Below are 23,775 nucleotides of genomic sequence, written 5' to 3' on the forward strand. Positions count from 1 at the left end.
AGGGAAAACGATGAAGCGATATTTCTATTTGGGTCTGGGCTCGCTGGCGATGTGCGTGTTCGGCTTGATGTATAACTGGACGGTCTTTGCCGGGGCGGTCAGCGCCGAGCTGAACGTGTCGGCGGCCAGCGTCGCCAACGTGTTCTCAGTCTGCCAGATCTGTTTCTGCGCCGGCGGCGTGCTGAGCGGGTTTATCTATTACCGCGTCCGCTTCCGGGCAAGCATGATCGCGGCCAGTCTGATGATTCTGGCCGGTTTGTTTCTGACCAGCCGGGCGGAGAACGTGATGATGATTTATGTTTGTTACAGCGTGATGTTCAGCCTGGGCGCGGGGTTTGCCTACAAGGCGTTATTGACAAGCGTCATGACGTGGTTTAACGACAAGCCGGGTCTGGCCAGCGGCATTCTGGTGATGGGCGCGGGTCTGACCGCGTTTGTGTTCAATGTGCCGACCTCGCTGATCATCGAAAGCACGGGCTGGCGCACGGCGATGACCTTATTGGCGGGGATCGCGTTCGGACTGTCGCTGCTGACGGCGGTTGTCGTCCGGCCGCGCGGGGTCGTGAAGCAGGCCGGAACGCTGGCAACCGAGGAGGAAGGTCAGGTCTCCACCGGCCAGATGATGAAAAGCGCGCGCTTTTACGTTTACTTTATCTGGAGCGTGCTGGTGCTGGCGGGCTGCAGCTCACTGACCGGAACCGCGGTCAGCTGCGGAGTGTCGTTTGGGATCAGCGCGACGATGGCGGCGACGCTGTCGATGATCATCTCGCTGTTCAACTCGCTTTCGCGTGTGTTCTACGGGATTATCTACGATAAAATCGGCCGCAAGACGGCCATGGGCATCGCTACGACGCTGTTTCTGACCGCCGTTGCGATCCTGTACTGCGCCTTTACGCTGGGCAGCACAACGCTGCTGGCGGTGAGCTTTATTTTCGTCGGACTCAGCTTCGGCGCGGTGCCGACGATTTCCTCGGCCTATATTCTGACAACCTTCGGTAAGAAATATTACCCGAGCAATTTCAGCGTCCAGGGAACCTACACCCTGTTCAGCCCGTTTTTAGGCACGATGTTGTTCAGCGCGCTATTTACCGCCACCCAAAGCTATCCGGCGTCCTACAGCTATCTGATCGTCTACGCGCTGCTGGCGGCGGTGCTTTTGACGGCGCTTAACCGGCTGCTGAAGCCCGGGCGTGAAAACAATTTATCAAAGCCGCAAAGCGAATAAAACGAAGTTTTGAGAATTTTATCCAAGCGTCGCTCAGGCGCTTAAAAAACGATAAGAAATCTCTATAATGGAGATCAGAAAGAAATCAGTCGGCAAAGACTGGAAGGAGGTACCGATGAACGGTAAAGTCAAAAAGGATTTTTTATGGGGCACAGCCAGCGCGGCTTATCAATGTGAAGGCGGCTGGAACGAAGGCGGCAAAGGGGAAAGCAACTGGGATCAGTTCTGCCATGGACCGAAGAACGTCAAAGGCTTCACCGGCGACGTCGCGGCGGACTTTTACCACCGCTACAAAGAGGACATCCGGCTGTTGAAGGAAGGCGGCCACAACACGCTGCGCTTCTCGATCGCCTGGACGCGGATTCTGCCGGATCAAAGCGGCCAGGTCAATCCGGAAGGCGTCGCCTTCTACAAGGACGTTTTGAAGGAATGCCGGGAAAACGGCATCACGCCGAACGTCACGCTGCTGCACTACGACATCCCGGCCTGGCTGGAAGATCTGGGCGGGTATGCCAATCCGATTTTCCCAGATGAATTCGCAAAATACTGCAAGGTCGTCTTTGAGCAGTTCGGCAATGAAATCCCATTATATGTGACGATCAACGAATCGACGCACAACGCGTACTGTTCCTATCTGACCGGCAACTATCCGCCGAATATCCACAACGTGCAGACGCTGGTTCAGGTCTGCTACAATCTGGTCGTTGCCAACGCCAAGGCAATCCGCGAGTTCCGCAAGCTGAATCTGACGTCGCAGGTCGGCATCGTGCACACGACCAACACCGTCCAGATCCTCAAGGACACGCCGGAATACCGCGTGGCGCAGCGGCGCGGAGATCTGTTTAAAAACAAGTGGGTTACCGATCCGGCGATCCTGGGAAAATTCCCGGATGATCTGTTCCCGCTGTTAGAGGAAAGCGGCATCGACCTGTCGTTTGTCAAGGAAGAAGATCTCGAGATCATCAAGCACAACACGATCGATTTCCTCGGTCAGAACTGCTACACCCGCGCGCTGGTCAAACCGTACGAATCCGGGGAAACCAACTATTATCCGAATAATGTCGGAGCCGGGGTCAAGACGATCGAGGGCTATACCGTCAAGGGTTGGTTCCAGACCGATGTCGATCCGAACACGCCGAAAAACGCCTGGAGCCGCGAGATTTATCCCAAGACGGTATACGATATGCTGATGGGAATTAAGAAGGACTACGGCGATATTCCGGTTTACATCACGGAAAACGGCCATGCCCTCTATGAACAGCCGGATACCAACGGCGAGGTCAACGACGATGAGCGGATCGAATTTCTGAAGTCGTATCTTGAATGGCTGATCAAGGCAGAAAACGAAGGCTGCAACGTCAAGGGCTACTATGCCTGGTCGACGACCGACTGCTACTCCTGGATCAACGGCTACGAAAAGCGTTACGGCTTGATTTATGTCGATTACGCCAACGGTCTGAAGCGGATTCCAAAGAAGAGCTATCACTGGTACCGCGAGTTCATCCATGAACATACCGAGGACTGATCAATGGCTGAAAAATTTCTCTGGGGCTCCGCGACGGCAGCCTATCAATGCGAAGGCGCCTGGGACGCGGACGGCAAGGGGCCGAGCATCTGGGATCAGTTCTGCCACAGCGAAAAGAACACGACCGGGATCACCGGCGACGTGTCCTGCGATTTCTATCATCATGTCGAAGAAGATCTCCGGATGATGGCCGAGGGCGGTCAGAACACCTTCCGGTTCTCCATCAGCTGGTCACGCATTCTGCCGAAAAACGACCATGTCGTCAATCCGGCCGGTCTGGCCTTCTATGACCGCGTGCTGGACGCGTGTGAAAAATACGGCATCGTGCCCAACGTCACGCTGATCCATTATGATCTGCCGGACTATATCGGCGATCAGGGCGGCTGGTGTTATCCCGGCGTGGCCGATGAATTCGCTTATTACTGTTCCGTGGTATTCAAGCACTTCGGCGACCGGATTCCGCTGTATGTGACGATCAATGAACCGAACCACAATGCTTACTGCGATTACTGCGTCGGCAACTATCCGCCAAATGAAACCAATCTGCAGCACTATTGCCAGTGTGCTTACAACATGGCGGTCTGCACGGCCAAGGCGATCCGCGAGTTCCGCAAGCTGAATCTCAAGGCGCAGATCGGCGTGGTGCAGGGCTGCGGCCCGGCGACGGCGCTCAAGGATACGCCGGAGTACCGCGACGCGGTCAAATATTGCAACTATTTCTGCAACGACTGGATTCTCGATCCGGCGATCAAGGGCGCTTATGATCCGGAGCTGATCGCCGCTGTCAAAGCGAAGGGCATCGACCTGTCGTTTGTGAAGGAAGAGGATCTGGAAATCATGAAGCACAACACGATTGATTTCTTAGGCCAGAACATTTACAGCCGGATGCTGGTAAAACCGAACACCTCCGGCATCACTGCTTTCACCGTCAACAACGCCGGAAACAACGACGGCTCGGCGAATGCCGCGCGGGAGACCCGGGCGATTGCCGGCTGGTTTGAAAGCGACCGCGATCCCAATACCAAGCTCAATCACTGGGGCCGCGAGATCTTCCCGCAGTGCGCCTACAACACGCTGATGGAACGCAAGCGCCGCTATGGCGATATCCCGATCTACGTTACGGAAAACGGCCACGGCTGTTACGACGTCGCGGATGAAAACGGCTATGTTGAAGATGACGAGCGGATTGAATTCCTCCGCAATTATCTTCATTATATTCTGAAGGCGAAGCAGGACGGCGTGAATCTGAAGGGCTATTACGTCTGGTCGACGATGGATCTTTACAGCTGGATCAACGGCTACAAGAAGCGCTATGGTCTGGTGCGCGTGGACTATGACGATCCGCAGCGCAAGCGCACGCCGAAGAAAAGCTATTTCTGGTACAAGCAGTTTATCGCTGAGCATCAGGATCTTTAGGCTTAATTTTAAGGCATCCTTCGCGGCAACCGCCGGCCTGTGCCGCAGCTGTCCGATCCGGATGCCTTTTCTAAATGCAAGGGGGAAAACCGATGTTTGATTTGTCTGTTCTGTTGAATGTGGAAATGCAGATTCTGATCTTTTTCGGGCTTGGTCTGCTTTTGAAGAAAAGAGGAGTGACCGACGGTCCGATCGACGCGTTTCTGTCGACGTTGATTTTGAATCTGATCATGCCGGTCAATATCTTCCTTTCCTTTTACCGCAGCGTTTCCGTCGCGGTGTTAAAAGAAAGCCTCCTGTTGGTGCTGGCGGGCGTGATCGTGGTCGTGCTCGTGTTGGGAATGGCGCGGCTTTTGCCCAAGTCGATGCCGTTAGAAAAGAAGCGGATTGCGCAATATTCGATGTTGATATCCAACGGTTCGCTGATCGGTCTGCCTTTGATCGAAGGGCTGTGCGGAAGCATGGGGGTCGTGTATGCGAACATCTTTATGATTCCGACGCGGATTCTGTCGTTTTCCTCCGGGGAGAAATATTTCAATACGGAGTGGAAGCCGGCAGGGGCCCTATCCGTGATGAAGAAATTCTTTTTCAATCCGATCACGATCGCGATGATTCTGGGATTTCTGTTCAACCTGGCACGGATTCCGCTGCCGGGCGGGCTGGATGCGGTGTTCAGTTCCTTGTCCGGATGCATGAGTCCGCTGGCGCTGTTGTTAGTTGGATCGACGCTGCTGGACAGGGAATCGACAAGCGCGGGATTATCGAAGGACATCGTGCAGATCAGTCTGTTCCGGCTGATCATCGCGCCGTTCTTGACCTGGATCGTGGGTGTGGCGCTGCATTTAAGCACGCCGCAGCTGATTGCCGCCGTGCTGGTCAACGCGACGCCGGTCGCCTCCACGGCCACGATCTTCTGCCGCAAGTATAACGGCAACACCAGCTATACCAGCCGCTGCGTTTTCTTTTCCACGGTTTTTTCCCTGTTTACGTTAGTGTTGGTTTCCGCTACAATGTCGATGGGATAAGGGGGAATTTTCCATGACGCGACGTCTTCAATTCAAGGTCGATCTGATTCACGGACCGATCTTTCAAAGCTTGCTTTTCTTTGCGATACCGCTGTTTTTTTCCAATGTGTTTCAGCAGTTATACAATACCGTCGATACGATGATCGTCGGCCATGCGCTGGGCGATTTGTCACTGGCGGCGATCGGTTCCTGCGCCGCGATTTATGATTTGCTGATCGGTTTCGCGTTAGGCATCGGCAACGGTCTGGCGATCGTGACGGCGCGCAGCTACGGCGCCAACGATACGGAGCTGCTTAAAAAATCGGTGGCGGCTTCGATCGTGATCGGCCTTTTGACTTCGCTGGTGCTGACAGTAGGCGCGGAAGTGATTTTAATGCCGTTGCTGAAAATGCTGGATACGCCGCCGGAGATCATCGCCGAGGCGTTCAGCTACATTTCGGTGATCACGCGGTTCACGCTGGTCATGTTCGCGTATAATTTGTGCGCGGGTCTGCTTCGGGCGATCGGCAACAGCTTCATGCCGCTGGTCTTTTTAGTTTTATCGTCATGTCTGAACATCGGGCTGGATCTGTTTTTCATCACGCAGCTGCACATGGGCGTCGGCGGGGCGGCGGTTGCGACCGTCATCGCGCAGGGAATTTCCGTCGTCTTGTGTCTGATTTATATTTTGAAGAAAGCGCCGGTCTTAATTCCGCAGCGCCGGCACTTTAAAATCGAGCGGGGGATTTATGCGGAGATGTTAGGTCAGGGCTTGTCGATGGGCTTTATGGGCAGCATCGTTGCGGCAGGTTCCGTCGTGCTGCAGTATGGCATCAACAATCTTGGAACGCTGGTGATCGCGGGGCATACCGCGGCGCGCAAGCTGTTCATGTTCTTCAATATGCCGTTTTCCGCCATGGCGATGGCGATTTCGACGTTTGTTTCACAGAACCGGGGCGCGGATCAGCGGACGCGGATTCTCAAGGCGATGCGGTGCGCTGTGCTGTATGATATCGCGATGGCCGCAGGAGTAACCGTGATTCTGTTGTTGTTCGCGCCGGCTCTGGTTCAGCTGATTTCCGGCTCGCAGGAGGCTGTCGTGCTGAACAACGGAGCCTTGTATCTGCGGGTAGTCGGACCGTTCTATGCCGTTCTGGGCGTCTTGTTGGAAACCCGGTACGCGCTGCAGGGATTAGGCGCCAAAATGATTCCGCTGGTGTCGAGTGTAATCGAGCTGTTGGGAAAGATTGTATTCGCGTTCGTGTTCATTCCAAGGTTTCAGTATCTCGCGGTGATTTTCTGCGAACCGGTGATCTGGTGTCTGATGACGGCGCAGTTGATTTACGCTTATGCTGCCCATCCTTATATCCGAGGAGAAAAAGGAAAAGCGGAATTATCGGTTTAATCAGGATCAACGTTCGTTGAGGCAAGAGAAGGGATGAATGTTCAAGGGAGGAAAAGGGGAAAAGCATGAAACTGTTTGTATCAGATCTGGATGGGACATTGTATCCGCCTAACGTCACCGACAGCGGCGCGGAAAACCGGGCGGCAATTCAGCGCTGGCGGGCGGCAGGCAACGTGTTCGCGGTGGCGACTGCGCGGATTCATCAGGCTTATCCGAAAGTGTCGGCGGATCTGGGCTTTGCGGTCGATTATCTGGGCGGCAATGGGGCCGAGTTGATTTTCAGCGATGGAACGCGGATGACGCGCACCCTGAAGGCGGCGGTTTTTCTGGACGTAGCCGGCTGGCTGGCGCGGCATCATGTTGACACGACGGTGAAAATGAATTGTCAGGGGCAATGGATCAGCAGCGACTGCCGGCATTATCCGTATGGACATCCGCACCGGCTGCGCCGTTCCCTGCTGGATTCGGTGACGTTGGCAGAAACGACGGTCGATCCGAACGCGGAGATTTTGAATCTGGGGATCATTATCCGTCCGGATCAGCGCGACGGCGTTAAACGGGCCTTGCGGGAAAAGCTGGCGGGAACCGTGGAGATCGTCAGCTCGGATTTTGATAATCTGGATCTGGTCCGGCCGGATTGTTCCAAAGCGGCCGCGCTGGGCATTCTTGCGGAGCGGATGGATGTACCGCTGCGCGAGGTGATTGTGATCGGCGATTCGGAAAATGACGTCGGAATGTTTGACGTTGTGGAAACGAGCTACTGCATGGCGCAGGCGGAGCCGGAGGTCAGACAAAAAGCACGGTGGGTCGTGACGTCGGTGGCGGAAGCGCTGACGCGCGAGAGCGGCAGGGGTTAGGAATCTATCTTTCCTGCTTAAAAATCGCTCAGCAGATTATGAAGACTTTAAAAAGAGGCGGAATCACGAAAAGTGTTCTGCTTTTCTTTCTATTAGGAAAGTGCATTATTTAAGGATAGGGAACAAAGAACCCTGAGCAGAAAGCAAGATAAGAGCAGCAAGCTGCGTTGATTATAAAATCAAATAATTAATAGCGAAGATATTTTACCTTTTTGTCAGGTGATGTCTTATTTCATGAATATGATTATTCCAAGTTAATACTATGAATATAACTTAAAGATACTATTGGAATAATGTCCTGAATATTGTATGATATTCGGGACAAAAGGAGGAATTAACTTGGCAAATAGTTATTCCAGAAAGATTCAAGAAAGGATTCGGGATGCTGCAGAAGGAACTGTTTTCATTGGCGCAGATTTTGCTGATATTGCAGATACAGAAACGGTAAGACGAAATTTAAATCGTTTGACACAGGCAGGCTTAATCCGACGAATTCTAAAGGGAGTTTATGAAAAGCCAGAATACAGCGAAATGCTGAAGGAATATGTAGCGGCAGATCCGGAAGTCGTGGCCAAAGCGCTGGCTCGGAATTATCACTGGAGCATTGCCCCGTGCGGGAATACAGCTCTGAATTTGTTGGGACTTTCTACACAGGTAACCGCGGTTTGGTCCTATATCAGCGATGGTCCTTATAAGACCTATGAATGGGATTCCACAAAGCTGGAATTTAAGCATCGAACAAACAAAGAGATTACGGGACTTTCCTATATGACGATCCTTGTAATTCAGGCGTTGAAAACATTGGGGAAAGCAAACGTTACAGAGAAAACGATCCAGATACTTCGTTTTCGATTAAGTAAAGAGGATAAAGAGGTTATGTTAACAGAGGCGGCAGAGTCCACGGATTGGGTTTATAATACAATTCGGAAGATTGCGGAGAGGGACTGAGAAAGTGATCAATGTTGCTAGATTTTCGGACAATGATAAAAGGATACTCTTCAGAAACACAGCTCATAAAATGGGGTTGAATGATACCGTTGTAGAAAAGGACTTCTGGGTTTGCTTTACACTCGATTATTTATTTCATCGGTCTCCTTGGATGGATTTTATAACATTTAAGGGGGGGACCAGCCTTTCAAAAGCCTTCAATCTGATCAGCCGGTTTTCGGAAGATATTGATCTGATCCTGGACTGGCGGATATTAGGATATGGCAAAGACGAGCCTTGGGAACAGCGTTCAAACACAAAGCAGGATGCATTTAACAAAGAGGCCAACATCAGGGCAGAGATTTTTTTAAATGAAATTTTCTGCCCGGCAATCAGGAAGGATTTATCACAAGAGCTTGGCTGTGAAGTAAACATTAAAATGGATGAAAAAGAAAAGCAAACAGTCATTTTTTCTTATCCGAAACTGTTTACCAATACCGGAATCCTGCAGGTGATTCGTTTGGAAATTGGAGCCTTGGCGGCATGGACGCCAGCGATGACAGCCGAGATCACACCCTATGCCGCGAAGTATTATCCGGATATTTTTCGCCAGAAAAGCACCTCCATTTTGACTGTGGCTCCAGAACGGACATTTTGGGAAAAGGCTACAATCTTACATCATGAGGCGAACAGGCCGGAACATTTGGAAATGCCCCAGCGCTATTCCCGACATTATTATGACGTATATCGAATGGCTGATTCCCCAGTAAAGGAATCTGCCTTTTCGCAGCTTGATCTTCTGAAGAAGGTTGTGAACTTCAAAATGAAGTTTTATCCACGGGCTTGGGCAAAGTATCCGGAAGCTGTGCCAGGGACGTTAAAGCTTATACCAGCGGAGTATCGTTTTGCAGCTTTGAAGGCAGACTACGAGGCTATGAAAGATATGCTTTTCGGAGATGTTCCTGAGTTTGAGACAGTTATCGCTGGAGTCCGGGAATTGGAAAAAGAAATCAACATGCTCAAATAAGCATAATTCGGTGAGGATTTTGTGTTTTTAGATTATTTCCATCGTCCTGTGATGGCAACAGAAGAACGGGAAGAACGCTTTAAAACTATTATTTAAAGATCAAGGATCTGCCTCCGCTGATCCTTGATGACGAAGATCGGAATGTTTATTATGAAGCGCTGCAAGCGTATGACGAACAGGAAGATGCGGAAGCCATGCGGACGTTTATTGAATTTTCGTTGATCAAAGCATGGAAAAAAATGCATGAAAGAAAGCGCCTGAGAAATCAGTTGCTGGATCATAAACGCTGAAGACTGGAAACAGTCTTTTTTGTTGTTATTTCTTGAGCATCATAGAAAATTGAATCAAATTGAGAGAGTGAAGGGGAATGAGGGTGAGAATTTCATTCGATCTGACTGCATGGGCTTTTCTTCAATATTGAGAGACGTTAAAGTAAAAGCAGGAAGGGAACGTGATCGGAATGGAACCTGTTTTAATGGAAGATCTTGAACGTTACTGCTTTTTATCGAAGCTGACCGGAAATCACAATGAGGATCATCCGGTATTTGTCTGCGTTGTCGGACGGATGGATAAGGAAGCAAATTGTTACCGCTATACATTGAAAATGAATAAAAATGGAGAGTGGCGGACTGTCTGCGAGTTGGAAAAACCAGGCGTCCTGTTGTTTCTCGACGCGGATACGCTGTTGTTAAGCGGGGTGAAATCCACGGATGTCCCAGCTCAGCCGAATTCTGCCCAAACCCGGTTTTCCACATTCTTGTGTTCGACGGAGGAATGGAAAGAAACGTTTGCGCTGCCGCTGAAGACGGCGGATGTTCAGCGATTAACGAAAACTCAGCTGTTGATCAAGGCGGAAATTCAGCTGGAAGCCGCCGATGCTTATGCTTTTAATCCGGAACAGGCTGAGGCCTGGCAAAAAACACAGCGGGAAAACGCCGATTATACCGTGCTGGAAGAACTGCCGTGGTGCGCGGATGGCCGCGGCGTTATTCAGGGAAAACGGATGCGGTTGTTTGTTTACGACACATTAACCACAGAATTATTCCCGCTGACCGATCCGCGGATGAACTGCGGCAGCGTTTCCGCTTGTCCTGTATTGGGGAAAGCTTTGTTTACCGGGATGACCTACGAGCGGAAGGCTTCCCAACGCGAAGGCTTGTATTGCTTCGACGCTCAAACGGGAAGTATGACGACGCTGATTGAAGAAGGGGTTTACCGGCGGATCAAAGAGCCACGTTTTGTCAGCGGAACGATCGTGTTCGCAGCGACCGATGGACTGCGATATGGCAAGAATGAATCGCTGAACTTCTACACACTGAACCCGGATACCAGCGCTGTGACGCTGTTGGCAAAGCTGGATGATCCGCTGGGCAGCTCGATCGTTACCGACTGCCGGTTAAGCAGCGGCAGCGCGGTAAAAACGGACGGGACTTCGCTATACTTTACGATGACTCAAGGCTGGACGACGCCTTTATTCCAGCTTGATCTGAAAGGAAATCTCAGACGCGTGCTGGATTTCAACGGTTCTATCGACGATTTTGACGTGACAGGACAAACCGTGCGGTTTGTCGGTCAGCGGGCCCATCGGCTTCAGGAAATCGAACAGGCACAACTGCCGCAGGGCAAGCTGACTTCGCTGACGGGCTGGAACGCGGACGCGCTGGCGGATCGCGATGTCATCCAGCCGCGGTATCTGTCATTTCATTCTGGCGGAAGGCAGATCGACGGCTGGGTTCTGACGCCATGGCATTATGATTCAAGCCAACGATATCCGGCGGTATTGGAAATCCACGGCGGACCCAATACCGCTTATGGTGAAGTTTTCCACCATGAAATGCAGATGCTGGCGGGCAAGGGATATTTCGTTCTTTTCTGCAATCCGGTCGGCTCCGTCGGCCGCGGGGACGCGTTTGCGGATATCCGCGGGCGGTATGGCTGCGAGGATTATCAAAATTTGACTGATTTTCTCGACGAAGCCATTCAGGCCTATCCGGCGATCGATCCAAAACGAATCGCGGTGAGCGGGGGCAGCTACGGCGGGTTTATGGTCAACTGGATGATCGGCCATACACATCGCTTTGACTGCGCCATCAGTCAGCGCTCCATCGCCAATTTTATGACGATCTACGGTCTCAGCGACTTCGGCTATTATTTCGTGCGCGATCAGCTGAGCGCGGATCCGCTGAATGAACAGGATCAGGCCAGGCTGTGGCGCCATTCGCCGCTGCGCTATGCCGGACAGGTCAAGACGCCGACGCTGTTTCTGCATTCGGAAGACGATCATCGCTGTTCGATCAGCGAGGGCTTGCAGATGTTTACCGCTTTGAGCGATCGCGGCGTACCGACCCGGATGGTGTGCTTCAAGGGTGAACATCATGAGCTGAGCCGCAGCGGCAAGCCGCTGCACCGTCTGCGCCGGCTCGCGGAAATCCAGCGCTGGCTTGACCGCTATTGTCCAGCGAACGGATCATCGGAAGCGACGTTTTCAGGGAAAGAAGGACGTTAACCGCCTCCCTTTTTCCTTGCTGAAAAGAAAGGAAAATCCCGTCGAATCCGGTCCGAAATAAGATTGACACCTCTGACGAAATCGCTTACAATAAAAACGAAGTTGGATTGTTATTGTTTTATAAAACAAGCAAAACCAATTTGCAGGGCTTTTGTTCTGCAGATTGGTTTTTTTGTTTTTCAGGGTAGTTGTCCATAAAATTACAGTTCAGCTTGCAGGACATGGAAAGAGAGGAATTCCTTATGAAAGTCTTGATCGGCCAGTTTGTTACGGAATCCAACGCCAACATTCCCCATCAGTGTGAAATCACGGATTATGACATCGCCTTCGGCGAGGAATGTATCCAGAAGATGCAGATCCGTCCGGTTTTTGAGAAGCACGGGATCGAGCTGATTCCTTCGATTTACGCCAATGCCGGAGCGGCGGGCGTCGTCAGTCAACACGCGTTCGCTTATATTGAAAGCTGCTTTCTGAAGGCGGTACGGGAACATCTCCATGAGATCGACGGAATTTATTTCATGCTTCATGGCGCGAGCGAGGTCGCGGAGCTGGAAGGCGGATCCGGTGATCATCACATTCTTCAGGAAGTCCGCAAGCTGGTCGGCCCTTATGTTCCGATCGCGGTGGCCTGTGATCCACATGGCAATCTGAAACAGGACTATGTCGAATCGATTCAGATTCTGCGCAGCTATCGGCAGTCGCCGCATACAGATAAGGAAGAAACCTATGAAAAGGTGACGAGCTTGTTATGCGAGCTGCTGAAGCACCGCCAGGCAATTCACGCCGTGTACCGCAAGCTGCCGTTAATTCTGGGCGGGGAACAGAGCGTTTCCGCAGACGAACCGGTGCGCTCAATCAACCGGTACATGGACGAACTGGAACAGGATCCGCGGATTCAGAGCTGTTCCTGGCATGTCGGCTATATCCGCCATGACTGCGACGTCGCCGGCTGTGGCATCGTCGTGGTGCCGGCCCGGACCGAGGATCAGGCTTATGCGGAAACGATCGCCGATCAGTTGGCGGCGTATGTCTGGGACCGCCGCCATGAATTCCATTACACTGGTCTGACCGCAAAGCCCGAGGAAGCGCTGGCGATGACGCTGGAGTTTGAGGGCAGCCCGGCGGTGATCACCGATTCCGGAGATAATACGACCTCCGGCGCAACCGGCTGGAACACGTTTGTGCTGCGTCAGGTGTTAGCGGTGGAGGCACTGAAAAAAAGCTTCCTGTTCGCACCGATCTGCGATCCGAAGACCGCGGATCAGCTGAAAACCTGTCAGCCGGGCGAAACAGTCCGGATTGATCTGGGCGTGGGCTACGACGCGCTTTCAGAAAGCGTCCCGCTGGACGTCGTCGTGAAAAGCCATGGTGAAATCGCGCGTTTTGTCGGCGAGGAACTGATCAAAGTCTTCGGCAGCTGCACGCTGGTAAGCGTCAAAGACCGGCCGATTGATATTATCATTTCAAACACCAGCCAGCCGATCATCGTCAACCCGCAGCTGCGCCACCTCGGCATCGAATGGACGGATTACGACGTCACGGTCGTGAAACAAGGCTATATCTTCCCGGATTTCAAAGCGCAGGCCCAATTCTACGTCATGTCGCTGACCGACGGTGCGACCCCGCAGGACACCGCTTCGATTCCCTTCAAGCGGATCATGCGGCCGATGTTCCCGATCGATCAGATTTAAAGCCAGTAAGTTCGAATCAATGTGTTCCAAGGAGGAAATCAAGATGAAAGTTATGGTAGGCTTATTTACAACTGAATCCAACGCCAACGTGCCGGGGAAAAACGAGATCGGCAGCTACGATCTCGGCTTCGGCGACGACTGTGTCCGCAAGCTGCGGGTCGGCGAGGTATTCCAGGCCGCCGGGATCGATGTGATTCCGTCCGTGTATGCCAGCGCCGGGGCCTCCGGCGTGATCACGCGCGAAACCTTCGATTACATCGAATCGCTGTTTGTCCGCACGGTCAAGGAACATCTCCATGAGATCGACGGCATCTATCTGCATCTGCACGGCGCCAGCGAGGTGGAAGGTCTGGGTTCGGGGGATCATCACATCCTGGCCGCGATCCGCAAGCTGACCGGCCCGTATCTGCCGATCGCTGTAGCCTGTGATCCGCATGGCAACCTGTGCCAGGAATATGTGGACAACTGCACGATTCTGCGCAGCTACCGTGAATCTCCGCACACCGACGCGGATGAAACCAAACGTCAGGTCGCGCAGATGTTATGCGATCTGTTGAAGCACCGTCAGAACATTCATGCGATTTACCGCAAGCTGCCGTTAATCCTCGGCGGGGAACAGAGCGTGTCGACGGATGAGCCGGTTCGCTCGATCAATCAGTTTATGAATGAGCTGGAACAGGATCCGCGGATCTTGAGCTGTTCCTGGCATGTCGGCTACATCCGTCACGACAGCGACGTCGCCGGCTGCGGCATCGTCGTGGTGCCGGCTACGGAAAAAGACAGCGCTTATGCGGAAACGGTTGCGGATCAGCTGGCTGCCTATGTCTGGGACCGCCGGCATGAATTTCACTACACCGGCCTGACCGCGAAACCGGAAAAAGCGATGGAAATGGCGCTGGCCTTTGAAGGCAAGCCGGTATTTATCACCGATTCCGGGGATAACGTTACCTCCGGCGCGACCGGCTGGAATACGTTTATTTTACGTCAGGTGCTGGCCGTTCCGCAGCTGACCAAGCGCTTCCTGTTTTCCAATATCTGCGATCCGGATACCTGGCTGCTTCTCGATTCGCTGCCGTCCGGGACAGAAACTCAGATCACGCTGGGCGTTGGCGCTGACGCGAATTCCGCACCGGTTACGCTCGATGTGATCGTGCGAAGCAAGGGCAGTCTGCGCGGATATCTGATGCATGATCACGACGCGCATTACGGGGATGCCGTTGTCGTGTCCGTCAAGGGTCTGCCGATCGAGATCAGCGTGGCGTCCACGCGCCAGACGATGTGTGAGAAACATCAGTTTGATGCGCTGGGGATTGATTGGGATGATTACGACGTAATCGTCGTCAAACAGGGCTATATCTTCCCGGATCTCAAAGCGAAGGGCCAGTTGTGCATCATGTCGCTGACCGGCGGCGCGACGCCGCAAGATACCGCCTCAATTCCGTTCAAGCGGATTCAGCGGCCAATGTTCCCGATCGACGAGATTTAGGGGACAGAGTTCATGAAGGTTTTAATCGGCTTCTTCACCACCGAGTCCAACGCGAACATCCGGCAGAAAGCGACGCTGGCGGATTATGATCTGGCATGGGGTGAAGACTGCCTGAAAAAAAACAAAGTCAGCGACGTTTTCAGCCAGGCCGGGATTGAGATGATTCCCTCGCTGTATGCCAATGCGGCCGGGGCTGGTGTGATTGAAAGAAAGGCGTTTGAGTATATTGAAACCAATTTCTTAACGGCGGTACGGAAACATCTGCACGAGCTGGATGGGATTTATCTGCATCTGCACGGCGCCAGTACCGTGGAGGGGTTAGGCTCCGGCGATCATCACATTCTGAAAAAAATCCGGGAGCTGACCGGGCCGTATCTGCCGATTGCCGTGGTGTGCGATCCGCATGGGAATCTCACGCAGGAATATGTTGAAGCCTGTACGATTCTGCGCAGTTATCGGGAAAGTCCGCATACCGACGCGGATGAAACGAAACGGAAGGTGGCTCAACTGCTTTGCGATCTGTTGAAAAACCGCCGGAATATCCATGCGGTTTACCGCAAGCTGCCGTTAATTCTCGGTGGAGAACAGAGCTTGTCGGCGGATGAACCGGTGCGTTCGATCAATCGGTATCTGGATGAGCTGGAACAGGATCCGCGGATCTTAAGCTGTTCCTGGCATGTCGGCTATCTGCGTCACGATTGTCCGGAGGCGGGATGCGGCATCGTCGTCGTTCCGGCCAGCGGAAAGGATCAGGCGTATGCGGAGACGATCGCTGATCAGCTGGCGGAGTATGTCTGGCAGCGGCGGCATGAATTCCACTATACGGGATTGACGGCAAAGCCGCAGGAAGCTTTGCGGATGGCGCTGGAATTTGATGGCAAGCCGGTGTTTCTGACCGATTCCGGAGATAATGTGACCTCGGGCGCCAGCGGCTGGAATACCCGTGTGCTGCGGCAGTTTCTCGCTGTCGGTCATTTACAGAAACGCGTCCTGTTCGCGTCGATCTGCGATCCCAAGGCCGTTAACCAGCTGCAGGATCACGCGGTCGGCGAACGCGCGGTCTTTAATTTGGGCATGAATGCCGACGTTCATTCGGAAAGCGTCGCCTTGAACGGCACGATCATCGCGAAGGGACCGTTAATGGGCAATCTGTGGAGCGGGCGTCAGCGGGTTTGGGGACAAACCGTCACCGTCCGGCTGGAAACGAAACCGATCGACGTCTTGATCGCTTCCAAAAATAACACGCTGTGCGAACAGCACCAATACGAGGCTGCGGGCGTGGATTGGGATGATTACGACGTGATCGTCGTGAAGCAGGGCTATATCTTCCCGGAATTAAAGGCGAAAGGGAAACTGTGCGTGATGTCGCTGACCGACGGCGCGACGCCGCAGGACACCGCCTCGATTCCCTTCAAGCAGATTCAACGCCCGATATTTCCGATTGATGAGATTTAAGGAGGGAAAAAGGATGAAAGTTATGATCGGCACGTTGTATGCCGAATGCAACGATCAGATTCCAACGCGGGCCCGGCTGGAAAATTTCGATCTGGCCCGGGGCGAAGCCTGTATTGATAAAATGAAGATCCGGTCTGTCTTTGAACAAGCGCAGATCACGCTCATTCCGGCGCAGTATGCCGACGGCGGATCGACCGGTGTGATCGAGCGGTCAGCTTACGATTATATTGAATCCCAGATGCTTCAGACGTTAAAAACGCATCTTCACGAACTGGACGGAATCTATTTGTTTCTGCACGGCGCCAGTGAGGTGGAAGGGATGGGGTCTGGCGAACATCGGCTGCTGAAAAAAATCCGGGAGCTGACCGGGCCGTATCTGTCGATAGCTGTCACCGCTGACCCGCACGGCAACCTGTGCCGGGACTATGTGGAACAATGCACGATTCTGCGCAGCTACCGTGAATCACCGCACACCGACGCCGACGCGACGAAACGCCGAGTCGCGCAGATGTTGTGCGATCTGTTAAAAAAACGGCAGAATATCCATGCCCTTTACCGCAAGCTGCCGTTGATCTTAGGCGGGGAACAGAGCGTGTCGACGGATGAACCGGTGCGCTCAATCAATCAGTATATGGATGAGCTGGAACAGGATCCGCGGATTTTAAGCTGTTCCTGGCATGTCGGTTATATCCGTCACGATACCGACGTCGCCGGCTGCGGCATCGTCGTGGTGCCGGCCACGGAAAGCGACAGCGCTTATGCGGAAACGATTGCGGATCAGCTGGCGGAATACGTCTGGCAAAAACGCCATGAATTCCACTACACCGGTCTGACTGCCGGTTTGGAGGAAGCGCTGGACATGGCTGTCAATTTTGAAGGCAAACCGGTGTTTATCAGCGATTCCGGGGATAATGTCACCTCCGGGGCGACCGGTTGGAACACGTTGGTATTACGCCGTGTATTGGCGCGGAAGACGCGGACAAAATCATTTCTGTTTGCGGCAATCTGCGATCCCGGAGCATTTGGGAAGCTTAACGCCCTGGCGGTGGGATCCGCCGCGGAGTTTACGCTGGGCGTCAATCATGACGCCTGCTCAGAAAGCGTGGCGCTGCGGGGAACGGTCAAAGCCAAAGGCAAGCTGATGGGCTATGCGCTGCATGACGTCAACGCGGTGTTCGGCGAATGTGTCGTTGTATCGCTGCAGGATGAGAACATCGACGTGATTGTCAGCAGCACCCGGCAGGTGCTGTGCGAGCAGCATCAGTTTGAAAACGCCGGCGTGAACTGGGACGATTACGATGTGATCGTCGTGAAGCAGGGCTATATTTTCCCAGAGTGCAAGGCGAAGGGCAGACTGTGCGTCATGGCGCTGACCCCGGGAGCGACGCCGCAGAACACCGCGATGATTCCGTTCAAGCGGATTCAGCGCCCGATGTTTCCGATCGATCAAATATAAGGAGAACAAGAAGATGGAAATTAATGCCCAACGGTTATGGAACCGGCTTCATCAGTTAGGCCAGATCGGCGTCGATCCGCAGGGCGGCGTCACACGCTGGACCTTTACCGACGCAGACACTCAGGCGAAGAACTGGCTGATCAGCGAAATGAAGGCGGCCGGGCTGGACGTGCATGAGGATCCGGTCGGCAACGTCATCGGCGTCTACAATCCCGGCGGCAGCCCGTTAGCGCCGGTGCTGTGCGGCTCCCACTTCGACACCGTGCGCAACGCCGGCATTTTCGACGGCTGTCTGGGACTGTTGGCGGGCGTGGAAGCGGCGCAGACGTTTAAGGAAAATCAAATAGACTTGAAACGGCCGCTGTGGATTATCGGCTACCGCGATGAGGAAGGCAACCGGTTCAATTCCGGGATGATCGGAAGCAAGACGGTCACCGGAAAGGCGCTGCCTGAAGATTTCCTGGTTCAGGACGCGGCGGGCATCACGCTGAAGGAGACGATGGAACGCTGCGGATATCATCCGGAAGCGTATCGTCAGGGTCAGATCGATCCGATTTATGCCAGCGTGGAGCTGCATATCGAACAAGGCAAGGTTCTGGAACAGAATCAGTGTCCGGTTGGGATCGTCGAAGGCATTCCGTATCTGCGCTTCTATGAAGTGACGCTGAGCGGATGCAGCGGCCATGCGGGCGCGACGCCGATGAACGACCGGCAGGATCCCGTGCTGGCGATGACCGAATGGATTCGTCAAATCACGGAATCGGCCCGTCAGAAGCCCTACACCGTCGCAACAGTCGGCTGCATTCAGACCTTCCCCGGCTCCACGAACGTCATCTGCGATCACGTCACCTTCACGCTGGATATCCGCAGTCTGGATGAAGCTCAGATTGAAGCCTGTCTGCGGGAGATCGAGACGTTGGAAGCCCGCCTGGAAAGCGAGGGCATTCAGGTCCGGCGCGAACTGCGGCATATTCTGTATGGCATGGATTGCGATGAACGGCTGAAGCACCAGCTGGAAACGATTGTGGAAAAGCGGGATCTGCCGGCCTTCCGGCTGATGAGCGGCGCGGGCCATGACAGTCAGAATTTCAAGGATGTCTGCCCGTGCGCGATGATTTTCGTCCGTTCGGTCAACGGCTATTCACACCGCAAGGAAGAATATACGCCGATCGAAGACTGCGCGGCGGGCGCGAATGTGCTGATGGACATGCTTTATCAGCTGGCCAACGAAGAAGATCGTGCATCGGCATCCCCGCAAACGATCCTTTGAAACGATTGCCCGGTGATCAGCGCCGGTTCGTTTCCGAACGCCCTTGATCGAAATGGAAGAAACAAGCGTCATTGAAAAAATCCAATTAACCAATCATAAATAAGGAGAGAAGTCACTATGAAAGTTTTGATGGGAACCTTCGTCACAGAATCCAACGCCAACGTCCCGGCTAAAACCCGGATCAACCATTATGACATGGCCTTTGGCGAGGACTGTCTGCGCAAGATGAACGTTGCAGACATTTACGCCGCGGCCGGCATTGAAACGATCGGCGCGATCTACGCCGACGCCGGCGGCAACGGCGTCGTCACAAAAGACGCGTTTGATTACATCGAAGGCTGTTTCGCGGACGCGGTCCAGGCGCACCTGCAGGAGATCGACGGAATTTATCTGTTTCTGCACGGCGCCAGCGAAGTCGAGGAGATCGGCTCCGGCGATCATCACATCCTGAAAACAATCCGTGAAATAACCGGCCCGTATCTGCCGATCGCCGTGGTCTGCGATCCGCACGGCAATCTGTGTCAGGAATATGTGGACAACTGTACGATTCTGCGCAGCTACCGCGAATCTCCGCATACCGATGCCCAAGCATCCAAACGCATCGTTTCGCAGATGCTGTGCGACCTGCTTCACGACCGCCAGCACATCCACGCCGTATACCGCAAGCTGCCGCTGATCCTGGGGGGCGAACAGAGCGTATCGGCGGATGAACCGGTGCGTTCAATCAACCGCTACATGGACGAGCTGGAACATGATCCGCGGATCCGCAGCGTGTCCTGGCATGTCGGCTACATCCGGCATGACTGCGACGTGGCCGGCTGCGGGATTGTCGTCGTGCCTCAGAACACCGCCGATCAGGCCTATGCGGAAACCATCGCCGATCAGCTGGCAGAAACTGTCTGGAACAAGCGCCATGAATTCCATTATACGGGATTGACCGCCCATCCGGACGAAGCGTTGAAAATGGCGCTGGACTGCGCGGAAAAACCAGTGTTCATCACGGATTCCGGCGATAACGTCACCTCCGGCGCAACCGGCTGGAACACGTTCGTTCTGCGTCAGGTCTTAGCGGTAAAGGAGCTGAACAAACGCTTCCTGTTTGCGACGATCTGCGATCCGGACGCCTATGAAACGTTGGCAAAGCTGCCGGACGGCACGGAAACAAGCTTGAAACTGGGCGTGGGTTATGACGAATACTCCGCCCCGGTGACCCTGGAAGTCGTCGTGAAGTCAAAGGGCGAGCTGCGCGGCTTCATGTACCGCGATCATAACCGGGCTTACGGCTACTGCGTCACGGTCAGCGTGAAGGGCCTGCCTGTCGAGATCATGGTTGCCAGCAATCGTCAGGCGATGGTGGAAATTCACCAGTTTACCGATGCCGGTATTGCGTTGGACGACTACGATGTGATCGTCGTCAAGCAAGGCTATATCTTCCCGGAACTCAAGGCTGCGGGCAAGCTGTGCGTGATGTCGCTGACCGGCGGCGCGACGCCGCAGGACACCGCGTCGATTCCGTTTAAACGAATTATGCGGCCGATGTTTCCGATCGATGAAATGTGAGGTGAAGATCATGAAAATAATCGCGGCTAAATTTACCCTGGAAGCTAACGAACACGTCCCGATGTTCTGCGATCTGGAAAACACCGCCCTGAGCTTTGGCAAAGAGGCGCTGTCGCACATGCAGCTGGGTGATGTCTTTGACCGTCCGGACATCGAACTGATCCCGGTTCTCTGCGCCGACGCCGGCTGCAGCGGCGTGATGCGCAAGGGTTGTTTCAATTATCTCGAACAGCGGATTCTCAATACCGTCCGTGAACATTTGCCAGAGCTGGATGGGATCTATCTGCATCTGCACGGCGCGAGCTTCGTGGAGGAAATCGGCAGCGGCGAGCAGCATTTAGTGCGGGAAATCCGCAAGCTGACCGGGCCGTATCTGCCGCTCGCGATCGCCTGCGACCCGCACGGCAATCTGACGCGGGACTATGTGGAAAACACGACGTTTATCCGCTCTTACCGGGAAGCGCCGCACACCGATATCTCGGCGACGGTGCAGCGCACCGCCCGCACGCTGATCGAGCAGATTGAACATCCGAAGAACGCCCGGCCGGTGTACCGCAAGCTGCCGTTGATTCTGGGTGGGGAACAGAGCGTTTCGCTTGATGAACCGGTGCGCACCATCAACCAATTCATGGATCAGCTGGAACAGGATCCGCGGATCTTAAGCTGTTCGTGGCACGTCGGTTATCTGCGTCACGACTGCCCGGAGGCCGGCTGCGGGATCGTCGTGATTCCTCAGACAGAAGCCGATCAGGCATATGCCGAAACGATCGCCGATCAGCTGGCGGAATTCGTCTGGAACAAACGCCATGAATTCCACTACACCGGCACCACCGCGGCCCCGGACGAAGCGCTGGCGATGGCTCTGGCCTTTGACGGCAAGCCGGTCTTCATTACGGATTCCGGCGATAACGTTACCTCCGGCGCAATGGGCGCGAACACGTTCATTTTAAGACAGGTGCTGACTCTGCCGGCGTTGTCCAAGCGCATTCTGTTCGCCGCGATCAACGATCCAGCCGCTTGCCACCGGTTGATGGCCTGTGCGGAGAACGAACAGGTTTCGCTGCGTTTGGGGATGGGACTGGATGCATACAGCGAACCGGTCGATCTCGATGTCGTTGTGCTGCATCATGGCCGCCAGGCGGGAACGGCGATGTATGGTGAGGAAGGCGATTACGGACCGATCGTTACCGTGCGGCTGCCGGGGACACCGATTGATATCGCGGTCACCGACAACAATCATTCGTTTGTCGAAATCCGTCAGCTGACCGCCTGCGGCATTAACGTGGAAGACTATGATATTTTCGTCGTCAAGCAAGGCTACATCCATCCGGAGCTGAAGGCTCTGGGCAAGCTGTGCGTCATGTCGCTGACCGGCGGGGCGACGCCGCAGGATACCCGGCTTATTCCGTTTAAACAAATCCTGCGCCCGATGTTTCCGATCGATGAAATTTAACGCTGCCCTTGAGCGGTACATCGCCCGGCAATCCCGGAGCTTTACTGCCCTTGCTGGTCTGTGTGGGGGAAGAACGGGATGCCGCCCATGAACCCAAACGGACAATTCCCCGCGGATTTTCTGTGGTCCGCTTCCACCAGCGCCTGGCAGTTTGAAGGCGGCGCGCTGGATGAGGGCAAAGGCCCGTCCGTTCAGGATATCCGGCCGGGTCAAGGGGAAATCCTGCGGACCGCCTCCGATCATCTGCATCATCTGGAGGAAGACGTCGCACTGTTGAAAGCAATGGGATTAAAGGCTTATCGCTTTTCGATTTCGTGGTCCCGCGTGCTGCCGCAGGGGCGCGGTCAAGTCAACGCGCAGGGATTGGCGTTTTATACCCGTTTGATCAAGCTGTTGAAGGAAAATCAGATAGAACCGATCGTCACGCTTTATCATGATGATCTGCCCTGGGCGCTGGCCAGGCAGGGCGGCTGGGCATGCCGGGAAACGATCGACGCCTTTGAGGACTATTGCGGGCTGATGTTCGATCACTTCGCCGGGCAAGTCCTGTACTGGCAGCCGATTTGCGAACAAAATCTGTTGACGATCGACCGGCTGCTTTCGCCCTCCGGTTCGCTGGCGCAGGCGTTTCAGGAAAATCATCATCGGACGCTGGCGCAGGCCCGCGTCTTCCGGCGGTTTCATCAACGCGGATATCCGGGCTGGATCGGCCCGGCGCTGAACCTGGTGAAGGTTTACCCGCTGACGCCGGATCCCGAGGATGTGGAAGCTGCAATGAATATGGAATTGATCCGGAACTGGCTGGATCTCGATCTGGCTGTGAGCGGCCGGTATTCCGCCCCGGCCGCGGCGCTGTTAACCCGGCTGGGCGCGATGCCGAAGCTGGAGCCTGGGGATGCGGAAACTTTAAAAAGCGGGTTGGCGACGATGGTTTCATTCAGCAGCTATACCTCGGTCACCGTCAAAAAAGGCGCGGCCGCAAGTTTCACGGATCCCACCGGGATGAAATATGGCTTCAATCTGCCCGGAATCTTTGAAATTGTTAAAAATCCAAAGCTGGGAACGAGCGGCTTCGACTGTGAAGTCGATCCGGCGGGAACCCGCCTGATCCTGGAAGACGTGGCGCAGCGCACAGAGCTTCCGCTGTTCATCATCGAACGCGGCCTGGGATTGAAGGAAACCCCGGATACCCGGGGTGAGATCCGGGATGTCCGGCGGATTGCCTATCTGCGGAAACAGATCGAGCAGGCCCGCCTGGCGGCGCACGGCGTCCCGCTGATCGGGTACTGCACCTGGAGCGCGTTTGATCTGGCCAGTACGCAAAACGGCTATCAGAAACGATACGGTCTGATCTACGTCGACCGGGAGGATGACGATCCCAAAGACTGCCGGCGGATTCCCAAGCTGAGCTATGCCTGGTTTCAAAAGGTCATTGCCAGCAGCGGGCAGGATCTGGAACTGACGGAAGAACTCAACGGTAAATCCGAATAATTTAAAAATCAGAGAACGGAG

Annotated in this window: 17 protein-coding genes; all 17 read left to right on the plus strand. The window is 54.2% G+C overall.

Going from position 1 to position 23,775, the window contains the following annotated elements; translation table 11 throughout:
• The first annotated feature begins 10 nt into the window (after positions 1-10).
• Positions 11-1,225: an MFS transporter gene (locus BQ7364_RS02530; protein ID WP_072683245.1), complete on the plus strand. Its 1,215-nt coding sequence runs from the start codon at positions 11-13 to the stop codon at positions 1,223-1,225.
• A 115-nt stretch (positions 1,226-1,340) separates the two neighbouring features.
• Positions 1,341-2,750 (plus strand): glycoside hydrolase family 1 protein, encoded by a 1,410-nt coding sequence (locus BQ7364_RS02535; protein ID WP_072683296.1) that lies wholly within the window; start codon positions 1,341-1,343, stop codon positions 2,748-2,750.
• 3 nt (positions 2,751-2,753) lie between these two features.
• Entirely contained in the window at positions 2,754-4,166 is a 1,413-nt protein-coding gene (locus tag BQ7364_RS02540) for a glycoside hydrolase family 1 protein (protein WP_072683246.1), read from the plus strand.
• A 92-nt stretch (positions 4,167-4,258) separates the two neighbouring features.
• A complete protein-coding gene (locus tag BQ7364_RS02545; RefSeq protein ID WP_072683247.1) occupies positions 4,259-5,191 on the plus strand; it encodes an AEC family transporter in 933 nt (310 codons plus the stop codon).
• Between the two features lie 13 nt (positions 5,192-5,204).
• The gene (locus BQ7364_RS02550; RefSeq protein ID WP_072683248.1) at positions 5,205-6,575 is read left to right on the plus strand and encodes an MATE family efflux transporter; all 1,371 of its coding nucleotides are present in this window, start codon (positions 5,205-5,207) and stop codon (positions 6,573-6,575) included.
• Positions 6,576-6,640: 65 nt separating this feature from the next.
• Positions 6,641-7,432, plus strand: coding sequence for an HAD hydrolase family protein (locus tag BQ7364_RS02555; RefSeq protein WP_072683249.1), 792 nt, complete (start codon positions 6,641-6,643; stop codon positions 7,430-7,432).
• Positions 7,433-7,771: 339 nt separating this feature from the next.
• A complete protein-coding gene (locus BQ7364_RS02560) occupies positions 7,772-8,380 on the plus strand; it encodes a DUF6088 family protein (RefSeq protein ID WP_072683250.1) in 609 nt (202 codons plus the stop codon).
• A 70-nt stretch (positions 8,381-8,450) separates the two neighbouring features.
• Positions 8,451-9,386, plus strand: a complete 936-nt coding sequence (locus BQ7364_RS02565; protein ID WP_234973138.1) for a nucleotidyl transferase AbiEii/AbiGii toxin family protein — start codon at positions 8,451-8,453, stop codon at positions 9,384-9,386.
• 460 nt (positions 9,387-9,846) lie between these two features.
• Complete coding sequence (locus tag BQ7364_RS02570; RefSeq protein ID WP_234973139.1) at positions 9,847-11,892, plus strand: S9 family peptidase; 2,046 nt, start codon at positions 9,847-9,849, stop codon at positions 11,890-11,892.
• Between the two features lie 242 nt (positions 11,893-12,134).
• Positions 12,135-13,583 (plus strand): M81 family metallopeptidase, encoded by a 1,449-nt coding sequence (locus tag BQ7364_RS02575; protein WP_072683253.1) that lies wholly within the window; start codon positions 12,135-12,137, stop codon positions 13,581-13,583.
• Between the two features lie 43 nt (positions 13,584-13,626).
• On the plus strand, positions 13,627-15,069 hold the full coding sequence (locus tag BQ7364_RS02580) for a M81 family metallopeptidase (RefSeq protein WP_072683254.1): 1,443 nt from the start codon (positions 13,627-13,629) through the stop codon (positions 15,067-15,069).
• A gap of 12 nt (positions 15,070-15,081) precedes the next feature.
• Positions 15,082-16,524, plus strand: coding sequence for a M81 family metallopeptidase (locus BQ7364_RS02585; protein WP_072683255.1), 1,443 nt, complete (start codon positions 15,082-15,084; stop codon positions 16,522-16,524).
• Between the two features lie 13 nt (positions 16,525-16,537).
• Positions 16,538-17,980: a M81 family metallopeptidase gene (locus BQ7364_RS02590; RefSeq protein ID WP_072683256.1), complete on the plus strand. Its 1,443-nt coding sequence runs from the start codon at positions 16,538-16,540 to the stop codon at positions 17,978-17,980.
• Between the two features lie 13 nt (positions 17,981-17,993).
• Positions 17,994-19,250, plus strand: a complete 1,257-nt coding sequence (locus BQ7364_RS02595; protein WP_072683257.1) for a Zn-dependent hydrolase — start codon at positions 17,994-17,996, stop codon at positions 19,248-19,250.
• A gap of 117 nt (positions 19,251-19,367) precedes the next feature.
• Entirely contained in the window at positions 19,368-20,810 is a 1,443-nt protein-coding gene (locus tag BQ7364_RS02600) for a M81 family metallopeptidase (RefSeq protein ID WP_072683258.1), read from the plus strand.
• A 10-nt stretch (positions 20,811-20,820) separates the two neighbouring features.
• Entirely contained in the window at positions 20,821-22,263 is a 1,443-nt protein-coding gene (locus tag BQ7364_RS02605; protein ID WP_072683259.1) for a M81 family metallopeptidase, read from the plus strand.
• Between the two features lie 78 nt (positions 22,264-22,341).
• The gene (locus tag BQ7364_RS02610; RefSeq protein WP_200798747.1) at positions 22,342-23,754 is read left to right on the plus strand and encodes a glycoside hydrolase family 1 protein; all 1,413 of its coding nucleotides are present in this window, start codon (positions 22,342-22,344) and stop codon (positions 23,752-23,754) included.
• The last annotated feature ends 21 nt before the right edge of the window (positions 23,755-23,775 follow it).

The sequence above is a fragment of the Holdemania sp. Marseille-P2844 genome (assembly GCF_900120005.1).
In the GTDB taxonomy this organism is placed as follows: Bacteria; Bacillota_I; Bacilli_A; order Erysipelotrichales; family Erysipelotrichaceae; genus Holdemania.